Origin of the sequence: Paraburkholderia sp. JPY465 (assembly GCF_050436725.1) — a bacterium.
In the GTDB taxonomy this organism is placed as follows: domain Bacteria; phylum Pseudomonadota; class Gammaproteobacteria; order Burkholderiales; family Burkholderiaceae; genus Paraburkholderia; species Paraburkholderia youngii.
Genome location: NZ_JBNDMT010000003.1, coordinates 1,573,283 through 1,587,862, shown reverse-complemented (window position 1 = coordinate 1,587,862; position 14,580 = coordinate 1,573,283). Strand labels below are relative to the sequence as shown.

General features: G+C 63.2%; 11 protein-coding genes and 1 pseudogene. 3 read left to right on the top strand and 9 right to left on the bottom strand.

The window, feature by feature from the left end; genetic code table 11:
- Positions 1-52: 52 nt before the first annotated feature.
- The 9 genes and pseudogenes from QFZ94_RS21875 to QFZ94_RS21835 form a co-directional block, all read right to left on the bottom strand.
- Positions 53-514, bottom strand: coding sequence for a peroxiredoxin (locus QFZ94_RS21875; protein WP_368582865.1), 462 nt, complete (start codon positions 512-514; stop codon positions 53-55).
- A 212-nt stretch (positions 515-726) separates the two neighbouring features.
- Positions 727-1,620: a polysaccharide deacetylase family protein gene (locus QFZ94_RS21870; protein WP_368582867.1), complete on the bottom strand. Its 894-nt coding sequence runs from the start codon at positions 1,618-1,620 to the stop codon at positions 727-729.
- Positions 1,621-1,632: 12 nt separating this feature from the next.
- Positions 1,633-2,679: a bifunctional UDP-4-keto-pentose/UDP-xylose synthase gene (locus QFZ94_RS21865; protein ID WP_429459435.1), complete on the bottom strand. Its 1,047-nt coding sequence runs from the start codon at positions 2,677-2,679 to the stop codon at positions 1,633-1,635.
- Positions 2,676-3,607 (bottom strand): annotated as a pseudogene (locus QFZ94_RS21860) (formyltransferase). The gene QFZ94_RS21865 and the pseudogene QFZ94_RS21860 overlap by 4 nt, the downstream one beginning before the upstream one ends.
- Positions 3,604-4,647: a glycosyltransferase gene (locus QFZ94_RS21855; RefSeq protein ID WP_368582870.1), complete on the bottom strand. Its 1,044-nt coding sequence runs from the start codon at positions 4,645-4,647 to the stop codon at positions 3,604-3,606. The pseudogene QFZ94_RS21860 and the gene QFZ94_RS21855 overlap by 4 nt, the downstream one beginning before the upstream one ends.
- A gap of 6 nt (positions 4,648-4,653) precedes the next feature.
- Positions 4,654-5,805, bottom strand: a complete 1,152-nt coding sequence (locus QFZ94_RS21850) for a DegT/DnrJ/EryC1/StrS family aminotransferase (RefSeq protein WP_368582871.1) — start codon at positions 5,803-5,805, stop codon at positions 4,654-4,656.
- Between the two features lie 176 nt (positions 5,806-5,981).
- Positions 5,982-6,353, bottom strand: a complete 372-nt coding sequence (locus QFZ94_RS21845; RefSeq protein ID WP_013089326.1) for an SMR family transporter — start codon at positions 6,351-6,353, stop codon at positions 5,982-5,984.
- A gap of 24 nt (positions 6,354-6,377) precedes the next feature.
- Positions 6,378-8,132, bottom strand: a complete 1,755-nt coding sequence (locus QFZ94_RS21840) for a glycosyltransferase family 39 protein (RefSeq protein ID WP_429459432.1) — start codon at positions 8,130-8,132, stop codon at positions 6,378-6,380.
- A 111-nt stretch (positions 8,133-8,243) separates the two neighbouring features.
- Positions 8,244-8,618 (bottom strand): Mth938-like domain-containing protein, encoded by a 375-nt coding sequence (locus tag QFZ94_RS21835; RefSeq protein WP_230560588.1) that lies wholly within the window; start codon positions 8,616-8,618, stop codon positions 8,244-8,246.
- Positions 8,619-9,805: 1,187 nt separating this feature from the next.
- On the opposite strand from QFZ94_RS21835, the gene ltrA reads away from it, so the two are divergent.
- The 3 genes from ltrA (at position 9,806) to QFZ94_RS21820 (ending at position 14,573) form a co-directional block, all read left to right on the top strand.
- Entirely contained in the window at positions 9,806-11,506 is a 1,701-nt protein-coding gene (gene ltrA, locus QFZ94_RS21830; RefSeq protein ID WP_429459429.1) for a group II intron reverse transcriptase/maturase, read from the top strand.
- Between the two features lie 385 nt (positions 11,507-11,891).
- Positions 11,892-13,139 (top strand): pyridoxal phosphate-dependent aminotransferase, encoded by a 1,248-nt coding sequence (locus QFZ94_RS21825; protein WP_368582873.1) that lies wholly within the window; start codon positions 11,892-11,894, stop codon positions 13,137-13,139.
- A 102-nt stretch (positions 13,140-13,241) separates the two neighbouring features.
- Positions 13,242-14,573: a homoserine dehydrogenase gene (locus QFZ94_RS21820; RefSeq protein WP_429459427.1), complete on the top strand. Its 1,332-nt coding sequence runs from the start codon at positions 13,242-13,244 to the stop codon at positions 14,571-14,573.
- Positions 14,574-14,580 lie beyond the last annotated feature (7 nt).

The window sequence follows — 14,580 nt, the reverse complement described above, 5'->3', positions numbered from 1 at the left end:
GGAGAAAAATATGGGGTGGACAGGCACTCATTGCGGCCCAATATAACGCGCATCAAAGCGCTTGTACAGCCTCCAGAATTTCGTCGACGTGGCCCGGCACCTTGACGCCGCGCCACTCCTGGCGCAGCACGCCAGCGGCGTCGATGAGGAACGTGGAGCGCTCGATTCCCCGTACCTCTTTGCCATACATTTTCTTCATTTTGATGACGGAAAACAGCGCGCACAGCGTTTCTTCCGGATCGGAAATCAGCGGGAAGGGTAGTTCGAGCTTGGCCTTGAAGTTGTCATGCGAACGCAAGCTGTCGCGCGACACGCCGATCACTTCCGCGCCGGCCTTCTTGAACTTCGGATACAGATCGCGGAACTGCAGACCTTCGGTCGTGCAGCCCGGCGTGTTGTCCTTCGGATAGAAATACAGCACCACCTTCTTGCCCCGCAGCTTCGACAGCGTGATTTCGCCGCCCGTCGCGGCGGCGGTGAAGTCGGGGATGGGTTGGTCGACTGCGATGGACACGAGGTTCTCCGGTGGTTAGGGCCGGCGTCGCTAGGTGCCGCGGCGTCGGCCGGTCTGTCGTCGAGGTTGTTGTTGTTCGGGGATTCGGTCAGCGTGCGGCTTGCGGTTGCCTTGAGGTTGCCTTGCGGCTGCCAGATCGGCAGGCCACGCGGCGAACGGGCAGGCAGCAAGCGGCGTGCTTACCGACGACTTTCGCGCCGCGCCGCAGCCCTTCAGGGCTGGACGATCAGTTCGCCGGAGCGCCCCGGAATCTCGCCCCACGTAACAGGGTACGATGGCAGCGTGGCGCGGTCTAGCGTGGCGTAGTAATCGCCCATCGTGGCGAACGTGTGGCCCTGCGCGCGCCAGCCTTCGAGCAACTGTTCGAATACCGGCGCGAGCTTCTGTCCTTCGAGCTCCGCGTGCAGCGTGAACACCTGGTCGTGCGGATTTTTTTCGGTTTGTTTCAGCATCCACGCGGCGACGTTGTGCGTGTCGACACCATCGACACCGAGCACTTCGTCGAGCGTCGGCAGCGTGGTCGGCATCTGCACGTGCTTGAGCGTCCTGCCATCGACCACCGGCAGATACGGCGAGTGGCCGCGACCATCAGACGCGTAGTGCATGCCCCACGCGTCGATCTGCTCGAACGCGTGGCCGTTCATCTGCCAGCCCGCCGCACCGTGCGTGACAGGCGGCGCGCCGAATACCTCGATAAAGCGCGCGTGGCTCTGCTGCATCTGCGCGACGGTCCACGCGCGATCTTTGGCGCGCACGTTGTCCTGCCAGTAAACGTGGTCCCACGTATGGATGCCGCACTCGAAGCCGGCTTCGTGGATCGCGCGCATTTCGGCCGCGGCTTTCGCGCCGATGTCCGGACCGGGCAGCAGCACGCCGTACATCAGCTGTTTGACGCCGTAATGCTCGACCACCGACGTGCGCGACACCTTCTTCAGAAAACCCGGCCGCAGCACACGGCGCATCGCCCAACCAGTGTGGTCGGGTCCGAGGCTGAACAGGAAGGTGGCGCGCGCCTTGAAACGGTCGAAGATGCGCGCGAGATTCGGCACGCCTTCGCGGGTGCCGCGCAGCGTGTCGACGTCGATCTTCAGGACGATGCGAGCCAAGGACGCGCCCTTTTATTGCTGTTCGACGAGTGCGCGGGCGTCCGCGACATGGCCGCGATACGCTTCGAAAATCTTGCGCAGCGCTTCGTCGAAAGTCGACGTGGGTGCCCAGCCGAGTTCCTGCTTCGTGTTGTCGATCTTCGGCACGCGGTTCTGCACGTCCTGATAGCCGTTGCCGTAGTACGCGCCCGACGACGTTTCGACCAGTTGTACCTTCTTGGCCGAGTCCGCGTATTCGGGGAATTCGGCCGCGAGTGCCAGCATCTTGTGCGCGAGCTCGCGCACGGAGAAGTTGTTGGTCGGATTGCCGATGTTGTAGATCTTGCCGGTGGCGACGCCGTTCTTGTTCTCGATGATCTTCATCAGCGCGCTGATGCCGTCGTCGATATCCGTGAATGCGCGCTTTTGCGCACCGCCGTCGACGAGGCTGATGTTCTCGCCGCGCACGATGTGGCCGAGGAACTGCGTGACCACGCGCGAGCTACCTTCCTTCGGCGTGTAGATCGAGTCGAGGCCCGGGCCGATCCAGTTGAACGGACGGAACAGCGTGAAGTTCAGGCCTTCCATGCCGTAACCCCAGATCACGCGGTCCATCAGCTGCTTCGAGCACGCGTAGATCCAGCGCGGCTTGTTGATCGGGCCGTACGACAGCTGCGATTCTTCCGGATCGAACTGCTCGTCCGTGCACATGCCGTAGACCTCGGAGGTCGACGGAAACACGAGGTGCTTGCCGTACTTGACGGCCGAACGCACGATCGGCAGGTTCGCTTCGAAGTCGAGTTCGAACACGCGCAGCGGCTGCTTCACATAGGTTGCGGGCGTGGCGATCGCGACGAGCGGCAGGATCACATCGCACTTCTTGATGTGATATTCGACCCACTCCTTGTTGATCGTGATGTCGCCTTCGAAGAAGTGCATCCGCTCATGATTGAGGAGGTCGCCGAGACGTTCGGTCTGCATGTCCATCCCGAACACTTCCCAGTCGGTCGTTTCGAGAATGCGTTTGGACAGGTGATGGCCGATAAAGCCATTCACACCCAGAATCAGGACTTTTTTCATGAATGAGATTGGATGAGCTGGGCGAATTTCGCCGGACTGACGGCAGTCTCGCCGCCATCGTGCTGGTGCCGCAATTCGTGGATGTTGATCGCGCGGCCGTCGCCGCAAATTGCGAAAACGGCATTATCGCTTACGTGCAGGCCCGGGGGCAAATCCGAGCGGAGCGCGCCGGGGGCACGGCCAGACGCGCGCGTGCGACGATGAACCGATGGCCGTTCAGATCGGTGAAAGCGCCCGGATACGGCGGCGCGACCGCGCGGATCAGGTTGTAGACCTGCTGCGCGGACTGGCTCCAGTCGATGCGGCCGTCTTCCGGTTTGCGCCCGCCGTAGTAGCTGCCGTGTGCGAGATCGTTCGGCAGATGCGGCGCCTCGCCCGCGAGCAGCGCAGGCAACACCCGCCATAGCGTTTGCTCCGCCGCGACCGTGACCTTGTCGAAGACCTGCGCGGCGGTGTCGTCGGGCAGGATCGGCACCGGGGTTTGCGCAATGATCGCGCCGGCGTCGGGTTTCGCGGCCATTTCGTGCAGCGTCGCGCCGGTTTCGCTCTCGCCGTTGAGCACCGCCCAGTTGGTCGGCACGCGGCCGCGATACTTCGGCAGCAGCGAGCCGTGCATGTTGTAAGCGCCCCGTGCGGCGATCGCGAGCAGATCGAGCGGCAGCATGTGGCGGTAGTAGAACGAGAAGATGAAGTCCGGCCGCGCGGCGCTCACCGCGGCGCGCAGTTCCGGACTCTTCGGATCGGCCGGCGTGACGACGGCGATGCCGTGCTCGGCCGCGACCGATGCCACGCTGCCGAACCAGATGTTCTCGCTCGGGTTGTCTTCATGCGTGACGACGAGCGCGACGTCGACGCCGCGCGCGAGCAGCACCTGCAGGCAGCGCACGCCGACATTGTGATACGCGAATACGACGGCGCGCGGCTTCATGGCTGACGTCCCTGATCGGCGACCGGCACCGGCTGCACGCCTTGCGCGACGGTCTGGCGCGGCGCTTCGGCGACGGCGCCGCCGTCGCGTTCTTCGAGAATGGTCTGCACCAGATAACGCGGCCGCGCACGCACCTGCTGATAGATCCGGCCGATGTACTCACCGAGCAGGCCGAGCGCGAAGATGATCACGCCGAGCAGGAAGAAGGTGATAGCGAACAGCGTAAACACACCTTGCACTTCCGCGCCGATGATGAAGCGCCGAATCAGCAGCAGGACGAACAGCGCCGCGGAGCCTAGCGACAGGATCACGCCGATGAACGACAGCCATTGCAACGGCACCACCGAGAAACCGGTGACGAGGTCGAAATTCAGGCGGATCAGCGAGTACAGCGAGTACTTCGACTCACCGGCGAAGCGTTCTTCGTGCGCGACCTCGATTTCCACCGGATTCTGCGCGAACGTGTACGCGAGCGCGGGGATGAACGTGTTGATCTCGCCGCAGCGGTTGATCGTATCGATGATGTGACGGCTGTACGCGCGAAGCATGCAGCCCTGGTCGGTCATCTTGATGCGCGTGATGCGCTCGCGCAGATGATTCATCGCGCGCGACGCCTTGCGGCGCCACAGGCTGTCCTGGCGCTGCCGACGGATCGTGCCGACGTAGTCGAAGCCCTCGCGCATTTTCGCGACGAGCTTGCCGATTTCCTCGGGCGGATTCTGCAGGTCGGCGTCGAGCGTGATCACGATGTCACCCCGCGACTGCTCGAAGCCCGCGAGAATCGCCATGTGCTGGCCGTAGTTGCCGTTCAGCAGGATCACGCGCGTCGTGTCGGGCCGCGCGCGGAACTGCCCGGCAAGCAGCGCCGCGGATTTGTCGCGGCTGCCGTCGTTGATGAAGATCACTTCATAACCGGTGCCGAGCGCGTCGAGCGCCGGATAGAGGCGCGCGAACAGCGCGGCCAGTCCGGCTTCCTCGTTGTACACCGGAATGATGATCGACACTTCCGGTGCGACGGCGCGATGTTCCGAATAAGTCATGTCCGCTTACTTTCCGTAGTGTTCGCAAATTTCGTTGACCGCGCGGCACACGCGCTCGACGTCGCCTTCGTTCATCAGCGTGAAGAGCGGCAGCGTGACGGTGGTGGCGCCGAAGCGTTCGGCATGCGGGAACATGCCTTCCTTGAAGCCGCGCGCACGGTACAGGGAAAACAGGTGCAGCGCCGGGTAGTGCACGCCCGAGCCGATGCCGCGCTCCTTCAGCTCGCCCATGAAGCCGGCGCGGTCGATCGACAGCTTTTCGAGCGGCAGCGTGATCTGGAACATGTGCCAGTTGCTGTTTTCGAAGTCTGCGACGGGCAGGCCGACGCCGAGCTTCACGGCCGCGCCGCCTTCGAGCTGCGCGAAGTACGCGCGCGCGAGCTTCTTGCGCTGCGCGATGAAGCGCTCCAGATGCGGCAGCTGGCCGAGGCCGACGCGCGCGGCGACGTCGGTCAGGTTGTACTTGCCGCCGAGCACGTCGCAGTCCATGCCGTCGAAGCCGGTGCGCGTGATGCCCTGCAGCCGGTACTTCTGCGCGAGCACCGCTTCTTCCTCGTTGTTCAGCACGAGCGCGCCGCCTTCGACCGAGGTCAGGTTCTTGTTCGCGTGGAAGCTGAACGACACGATGTCGCCGAGCTTGCCGATGCGCTCGCCGCGCCAGGTCGAGCCGAATGCCTGCGCGGCGTCTTCGATCACGCGCAGCTTGTGCTCGCGGGCGATTGCATACAGACGGTCCATGTCGACCGGCAAGCCGGACAGGAACACCGGCAGCAGCGCCTTGGTGCGCGGCGTGATGGCTTTTTCGAGCAGATCGAGATCGACGTTGCGCGTGACCGGGTCGATGTCGGCGAACACCGGCGTCGCGCCGGTTTCGAGGATCACGTTGCAGGTCGACACCCAGGTGGCCGGCGTCGTGATGACTTCGTCGCCGGGACCGACGCCGGCGATGCGCAGGCCGATTTCGAGCGTCGCCGTGCCGGAATTGAACGTGCGCACCGGGCGGCCGCCGCAGAATTCGGACAGCGCGGCCTCGAACTTCTGGTTCTGCGGGCCGGTGGTGATCCAGCCGGAACGCAGCACGTCGGCGACGCCCTGGATCGTTTCCTCGTCGATCTCGGGTTTGACAAACGGCAAAAACGGGACTTGTGACTGGCTCATGAATGCATCGCTCGATTGAAAGGGGCGCGGCCCGACGGGCGCGAAGTAAACCACAAACTACGCGCAAACCCAAGGCCGCGGCGGAAAAAACGCAACCGTGCAGCTTACCGCGCCCTACCTTACGTCAGGCTTAGGCGGCTCGTGCGCCGCGCGGGTTCCTGCGCGAGGCGCGGCGCCTAGCTGCGCGCGAGCACGACCACGCCGACCAGAATGATGCCGATGCCGACCAGCTTCTGCACCGACATCACTTCGCCGAACAGGTACCACGCGGCGATCGCGTTGACGACGTAGCCAAGCGACAGCATCGGATAGGCGATCGACACGTCCACCCGCGAGAGCCCGATGATCCACACCGCCACGCTGATCACGTAGCAGGCGAGCCCGCCGATGATCGGCGGCTGGGTTGCCAGCTTGAAGCCGATGGGCAGGATGTTCGCACGGGTGAATTCGAAGTGTCCAACGGCATTCGTGCCGGCCTTGAGCAGCAGCTGCGCGCCGGCGTTCAGCGTGACGCCGGCGAGGATGCAGAAGAGGGAAATCGGGTTCATCGAACGGTCTGGTTCTCTATAGGGTTAGGGCTTTGCCGCGGGCGTGGAGGCGGGGGCAGCGGCGGCGGGAGTCCCGTCGGCGAGCGGCTTCATCACCACCACGCGACGCGAATCGCGCGCGATCACCTGCATCGGCACGCCTTGCTTGACGAGGCGCTCGTAGGTCGGCGGCGGGATCAGCGCGAGCGCGTAGCGATCGGCCTTCCAGCGCTCGATCCACTCGTCGATCGTCGGCACCCATTTTTGCGGCTCGACGGACACGCCGAAGGCGAGCTCGTCCGGGTGCGCGACCATGATCATCGTGTGGCCGATGTAGAACGGCAGCGTATGGTCGAGCACGCCGACCGAGTAGAACGGCGTGTCGGGCGGCAGCTGCGCGAGTTTTGCCTTGATCGCGGGCGCGAGCGGCGCGCCGGAGCTCAGGCGTCCGAACACGTCGTGGCCGGTGCCCGCGATCGTGGCGAGCAGCAGCCAGCCCGCGCCGAACGCGGCGAGGCTGCCGAGGCCGGCCCGTGCGTTGGCGCCTGCGCCATTCTCACCGCGACGGTTCAGCCACAACGCGACCAGCGTGAGCACGAAGGCCACGGCCAGCCCGGCGAGCACCCACACGCGGAACTCGGCGTACAGCGCGGCCGGATTGCGCTCAGAGCCGAGGCGCGACAGGAACAGCGCCGCAAACGCGGCGACTACGAAAAACAGCGCGTAGCCCGCCAGATGCCGGCGCTGCTGCTCGCGCGTGACGAGCGGCAGGTACATGCCGATCAGCATTGCGATCGGCGGCGCGATCGGCAGCGTGTAGGACAGCAGCTTCGAGTGCGACGCGCTGAAGAACAGGAAGATGAAGACGATCCACGTGAGCATCAGCGTGACCGGCGCGAAGCCGTTCGGCTGACGCGGCTGACGCCACGCATGGCGCACGCTTTGCACGGTTACCGACAGCCACGGCAGGAAGCCCACCAGCAGCACCGGCACGAAGTAGTAGAACGCGCCCGGGCGATTCTGCTCGGGCGTCAGATAGCGCTTGAACTGCTGGACGATGAAAAAGAAGTTCAGGAATTCAGGATTGCGCTGCTGCACGAGGACGAACCACGGCGTGACGATCGCGAAGAAGACGATCAGGCCGCTCACCAGGTGCAGTCGCTTCCACAGCGCCCAGTCGCGGGCAATCAGCGTGTAGAGCACCAGCACCGCGCCCGGCAGGATCAGCCCGACGAGACCCTTGGAGAGCACCGCCAGCGCCATCGACGCCCAGCACACCCACATCCAGCCGCGCACGCACGGGGGGCGCAGGTTCGGCCGCTGCGCGAGCAGCAGCGCGCAAAGCGTGAGCGTCATCCAGAACGACAGGCCCATGTCGAGCGTGTTGAAGTGGCCCATCAGGTTCCAGTACGGCGCGCAGGCGAGCACGAGCGCCGCGAACACGCCAGTCGCCGCGTTGAACACGCGCGCACCGGTGAAGCCGATCAGCAGCACGCCGGCGAAGCCCGTCAGCGCGGTATAGAGGCGCGCCTGCCATTCGCCGATGCCGAACCACGCGAACGTCAGCGCGTTCGCCCAGGTTTGCAGCGGCGGCTTCTCGAAGTACTTGTAGGCGTTGTAGCGCGGCGTGATCCAGTCGCCGGTCAGGAACATTTCGCGCGCCATTTCGGCGTAGCGGCCTTCGTCGCTCGGCAGCAGATGGCGCCAGCCGAGCGGCACGAACCAGATCACGGCGAGAACCAGCACCAGCAACAGGATGGCGGTGCGGTTGAGCGGTAGCCTCGACGGCGTATCGTTCATGAAATATCAACCCTTCTTGTTATCGACGACGCGCGCGCAGGCGCGGCGCGGGGGCCAGAACGGGGCCGGCCGGGCGCCGGCTCGCGCGGGATGCGCCGGCGCCGGGCCCGCTCAGGCTTCGATCAGCAACGCGGCCGCGACCTTGCGGCCCTCGGCCATCAGAATGTTGTAGGTGCGGCAGGCGGCCTTGAAGTCCATCGTTTCGACGCCGATGCGTTTCGCGGTGAGTGCGGCGGTCAGCCTCGGGTGCGGAAAGCGCAGCCGCTCGCCGCTGCCGAACACGACCACTTCGGGCGCGGCGTCGACCAGCATCGCGAAATGCTCGGCGCTCAGCTGCTCGAACGACGAGACGGGCCAGGGAATGACCGGCGCGTCCGGCAGCACGAGCAGACTGCCCGCGTGACGCACCAGATTGATTTCGACGTAGTCGGCGCCGTAGCCGGTAACGGTATTCAGCGCGCCGCTGGAATCCTGATGTAATTTCAAATTGGTTTTCCGAAGTCGTCGTGAGACGTCATGCGTATGGCCGGCCTGAATGCACGTCGCACAGGCCGCGCGGTTCGACGCGTGTGACACACGAGAAGGCCGAAAAGGCTTGCCGTTGCGGGTGGTGCATTGCGGAAGTCGGCCAAAATCCGCTAAATTATAACTTTTTGTGCGACGCGAGTCGCATCGACTGGACGGCGCAAGCCGTCCCATTGGTGGCACCTTGTGGCCACCCCTTGTGTAGCAAGCGAAACCGGGTGCTTGGCTGGCTTGGAATCGTAGCCTTAGACGCGTTGGAGTCTTCGGACTCTTGTGCGTAATTGCATTGACCTGATTACCGTCAGGTTCCGCCCAGTTAGCGGCTTCAACTCCGCTAACAAAGCGGATTGGAGTATGTGATTTCAGGGTGGGTCGAGCGCAAGCTCGGTTTGTCATTGTTCAACCGCACAGGGTAACCCCTGTGTGGTAGGGAACCTGCTGTGCGACCAGCAGTAGCCTAGGAGGACATGCGTCACTGGTAACGGTGGGGTGTGAAGCTTCTCTGACAATGTAGCCCCCGGTGGTTTCGGGCGGATGAATGCCGTGAGGTGGTCATCCGGAGACTCCTAGCAGCAATGGGGTCGAGGAGCTAGGCTGGCTGACAAGGTTAATGTAAGTGAACTGCTGATAAACCTCGTTAATAATGCAGTGCCAAAGCTGCTGACAGGCACTAACCAAAAGGTGAGCGGTCGGTCAATCCGCTAGAAGGTCGGATTGCGTCGTCGTTGGACCGTCGGGGAATAGGCAGAACCTAAATCAGTCGTGTGACATGCCGGGAACGCGGTAAGCCCGTATCGTTGCCAGCGCGGTTTGGCTGGCAGGTGGACCGCAAGGAACGCTGTTGACGGTGCGGGTATGGGAGGACGGAAAAAGCGAACGCCGGGCTGTAATCGTCCGGATAGGGGTTGAGACATTACCTCGCGCGAAAGCGGGCAGACTTCCGTCTGGTCTACCGTCGCAAGATGGCTGACAGACCTTGGTACTTTGGTAGACACGGGCGCTCGCGTCCGTGCGTAGTATGTGGATGACGTGTGGGCGCATGCGCCCATACCTGTTCAACTGTTGTTCCCCCAGCGGGTGTATCTACCCCGCTGGGGGAAGATGCGCCTTCTGCTGCGGGAATGATCAACCCAAGGTAGGAGAGCAGCATGAAAGTATCCGTCCGGAAGGATGGATCTGCGCTTTCCCACGCGCCTGACAACTGGTACGCCGTAGATTGGCGTCGAGTCGAACGGAACGTGAGAGGGATGCAGATTCGAATTGCGAAGGCGACGCGGGAAGGCGACTGGCGCAGGGTTAAAGCCCTGCAACGGATGTTGACCCGTACGTTGTCCGCAAAGCTGTATGCGGTACGACGTGTTACGCAGAACCAGGGTGCGCGAACGGCTGGAGTCGATCGTGAACTATGGGATTCGCCTGAGAGCCGATGGGAAGCCGTCGGCAGGTTGAAGCGGCGTGGATACAAGCCTCTGCCCCTACGGAGAGTCTTTATCCCCAAGGCCAATGGAAAGGAGCGCCCTCTGGGCATTCCGACCATGCGGGACAGGGCGATGCAAGCCCTGTATCTGCTGGCCCTGGAGCCGGTGTCGGAATCGACGAGCGACCCGAACTCGTATGGGTTCAGGCTCAATCGTTCGACGGCCGATGCCATGTCGCAGATATTCGTCGCCACGTCCCAGAAGGGCTCTGCCCAATGGGTGCTGGAGGCGGATATCAAAGGCTGCTTTGACTGGATTAACCACGACTGGCTGGTCGCCAATGTCCCAATGGACAAAGGCATTCTGCTGAAGTGGTTGAAGGCTGGCCTGATTTACAAGGGCCAGTTGCAGGCGACTGAGGCTGGTACGCCACAGGGGGGCATCATTTCCCCGACGCTGGCCAATGTGACGCTGAATGGGCTGGAACGTGAACTGGTTGCGCGCCTCGGTGCGAAATTCGGGATCGCGAAGGCCAAGAAGCTGAAAGTGAATGTGGTGCGATATGCGGATGACTTCGTCATCACTGGCGACTCGCGAGAGGTGCTGGCGACCGAAGTCAGACCTTGGGTGGAAGCATTCCTCGCAGTCCGGGGGCTGCAACTGTCGGAAGAGAAAACGCGGATCACCCACATTGACAAAGGTTTCGATTTCCTTGGGTGGAATTTCCGGAAGTATTCGGGGAAGCTGCTCATCAAGCCGAGCAAGAAAAACGTGCAAACGTTCTATCGCAAGGTGTCGGAAACGATCAGCGGCAACAAGGCGGTGAGGCAGGAGGATCTGATCCGATTGCTGAACCCGATGCTACGGGGTTGGGCGCAGTACCACAGCCCCGTCGTGGCCAAGCAGGCGTACAACCGCATGGAGTATCTGGTTTTCCGGAGACTCTGGTGGTGGTCGAAGAGGCGGCACCCGCAGAAGAACGCCAGATGGGTGGGACAGAAGTACTTCCACTCCGTTGGTGAACGACAGTGGGTCTTTGCCGCTCCCGTGGTTTGGAAAGACGGTAGCAAGGGACTGTTTGAGCTGTACCAGATCAACGGTACGGTTATCAAACGGCACAAGAAGGTGAAAGGGGACTACCATCCCTTTGATCCGACGTGGGAGCAGTATGGCGAGCAGTTGCGTCAGGAACGCATGTGGGAATCGGTGCGTTACCGGAAGCAATGGGCGACGCTCTATATGTCACAGAGCGGGTTATGTGCGCACTGTGGCTGTGCATTGACGGATGACACCGGCTGGCACGATCATCATCTGGAATATCGGATGCATGGCGGGTCGGACGCGTTGTCCAATCGTGTATTGCTTCACCCGCACTGCCACCAGCAGGTGCACGCTGGTAAACTTGTAGTAACGAAGCCGGCTCCGTCGTAGACGGGGCATTGTTTGTAGGCTCGAGCTGTATGCGGTGAAAGCCGCACGTACAGTTCCAAGGGGGCCCCTTTTCCGAGAGGAAAGGGGGCTACCCTACAGCCGCCTTGCGGCGCCCCTCGCTCAAGTGCCGCCACAAGCCGCGCTGGGCACATCGGCGTGGCCCACCGGCTACCTGTGCTGGCATCGCCCGCTTTCGCTGCGTTTTTTCCCCGCGCCGGAACCCGGAAAGCCGCGGCCGCTCGACAGTTCGACCCCATTTCGCAGTTGGCCGCCTTCGCTGGCGCCGCCGCGTCCGAATTCCCGTATCGGTGAATCCGAGCGGCCCGGCGCCGTCAGCCGGGCCCCGTTTGCCCAAGGTTTGCCCCCAGCCATCAACCAGGATGAAGTGCCCGCCGTGAAACCGATTCTCAAGTCCAATAAATTGTTGAATGTCTGCTACGACATTCGCGGGCCCGTCCTCGAACACGCGAAGCGGCTCGAAGAAGAGGGCCACCGCATCATCAAGCTGAACATCGGCAATCTGGCGCCGTTCGGATTCGAGGCACCCGATGAAATCATTCAGGACATGATCCTGAATCTGCCCAGCTCGTCGGGCTACTCCGATTCGAAGGGCGTGTTCGCCGCGCGCAAGGCGATCATGCACTACACGCAGCAAAAGGGCGTGCACGGCGTCGAGCTCGACGACATCTACATCGGCAACGGCGCGTCCGAGCTGATCGTGATGGCGCTGCAGGGCCTCGTCAACGACGGCGACGAAGTGCTGCTGCCCGCGCCCGACTACCCGCTGTGGACCGCCGGCGTGAGCCTCGCGGGCGGCACGCCGGTGCACTACATCTGCGACGAGTCGAATAGCTGGATGCCGGACCTCGACGACATCCGCGCGAAAATCACGCCGAACACGCGCGCGCTCGTCGTGATCAACCCGAACAACCCGACCGGCGCGCTGTATTCGGACGAACTGCTGCTCGGCCTGATCGAGATCGCGCGCCAGCACGGCCTCGTGATCTTCGCCGACGAGGTGTACGACAAGATCATCTACGACGGCAAGAAGCACACGTCGATGGCGTCGCTGTCCGAAGACGTGCTGACTGTCACGTTCAACAGCCTCTCGAAGAGCTACCGCTCGTGCGGCTACCGTGCCGGCTGGATGGCCATTTCGGGCCTGACCGGCGAGAACCGCCGGCTCGCGAAAGACTATCTGGAAGGCCTCGGCATCCTCGCGTCGATGCGGCTGTGTCCGAACGTGCCCGGCCAGTATGCGATCCAGACCGCGCTCGGCGGCTATCAGAGCATCAACGACCTGATCGTGCCGAGCGGGCGCCTGTACAAGCAGCGCGAACTCGCCTATGACATGCTGACCGCGATCCCCGGTGTAAGCTGCGTGAAACCGGAAGCGGCGCTGTACATGTTCCCGCGCCTCGACCCGAAGGTGTATCCGATCCAGAACGACCAGCAGTTCATCCTCGACCTGCTGCTCGAAGAGCGCGTGCTGCTCGTGCAGGGCACCGGCTTCAACTGGAAGACGCCGGATCACTTCCGCGTCGTGTTCCTGCCGAACGTCGACGACCTCGCGGATTCGATCAACCGGATTGCGCGCTTCCTCGATGGCTACCGCAAGCGTCACACAGCCTGAGCCGCCCTCGCGTACGATGTGGCGCGTGACGTGGCGCATCAGGCGCGCCGCTCGTGCCACCCTTGACACCCTTTTCAAACCTCTATTAGAAACACACGCTGCATGGAACCGATCAAAGTTGGACTGCTGGGCTTCGGCACGGTAGGCAGCGGCACCTTCACGGTACTGCGCCGCAATCAGGAAGAAATCAAACGTCGCGCGGGTCGCGGCATCGAGATTGCGCGCATCGCCGTGCGCAACCCGGCCAAGGCGACCGCGGCGCTCGGCGGCGAAGCCGGCAGCGTGGCGCTGACCGATGACTTCAACGCGGTCGTCGACGATCCGTCGATCGCGATCGTGGCGGAAATGATCGGCGGCACCGGCATTGCGCGCGACCTCGTACTGCGCGCGATCAACAACGGCAAGCACGTGGTCACCGCCAACAAGGCGCTGCTCGCCGTACATGGCACGGAGATCTTCCAGGCGGCGCGCGCGAACGGCGTGATGGTCGCGTTCGAAGCGGCGGTGGCGGGCGGCATTCCGATCATCAAGGCGTTGCGTGAAGGGCTGACGGCGAACCGTATCCAGTACATCGCCGGCATCATCAACGGTACGACGAACTACATCCTGTCGGAGATGCGCGACCGCGGGCTCGATTTCGCCACCGCGCTGAAGGCCGCACAGGAGCTCGGCTACGCGGAAGCGGACCCGACCTTCGACATCGAAGGCGTCGACGCCGCGCACAAGGCGACGATCATGAGCGCGATCGCGTTCGGCGTGCCGGTGCAGTTCGACCGCGCGTACGTCGAAGGCATCAGCAAGCTCGCCGCGATCGACATCAAATACGCCGAGGAACTCGGCTATCGCATCAAGCTGCTTGGCATCACGCGGCGCACCGATAAAGGCATCGAACTGCGCGTGCATCCCACGCTGATTCCGGAAAAGCGCCTGCTCGCGAATGTGGAAGGCGCGATGAACGCGGTCGTCGTGCACGGCGACGCGGTCGGCACGACGCTGTACTACGGCAAGGGCGCGGGCGCGGAGCCGACGGCTTCCGCGGTGGTCGCCGATCTGGTCGACGTGACTCGTCTGCACACGGCCGACCCTGAGCATCGCGTGCCGCATCTGGCGTTCCAGCCGGACAGCCTGTCGAACACGCCGATCCTGCCGATCGAAGAAGTCACGAGCGGCTACTACCTGCGCCTGCGCGTCGCCGACGTGACCGGCGTGCTCGCCGACATCACGCGCATTCTGGCGGACACCGGCATTTCGATCGACGCGCTGCTGCAAAAGGAATCGGAACTCGTCGACGCGAACGGCAAGGGCGAAACCGACATCCTGCTGATCACGCACGAGACGGTCGAAAAGCAGGTCAACGCCGCGATCAGGTCGATCGAAGGGCTCAAGACCGTCGTCTCGCAAGTCACGAAGCTGCGCATGGAAGCGCTGAACTAGGCCGAAC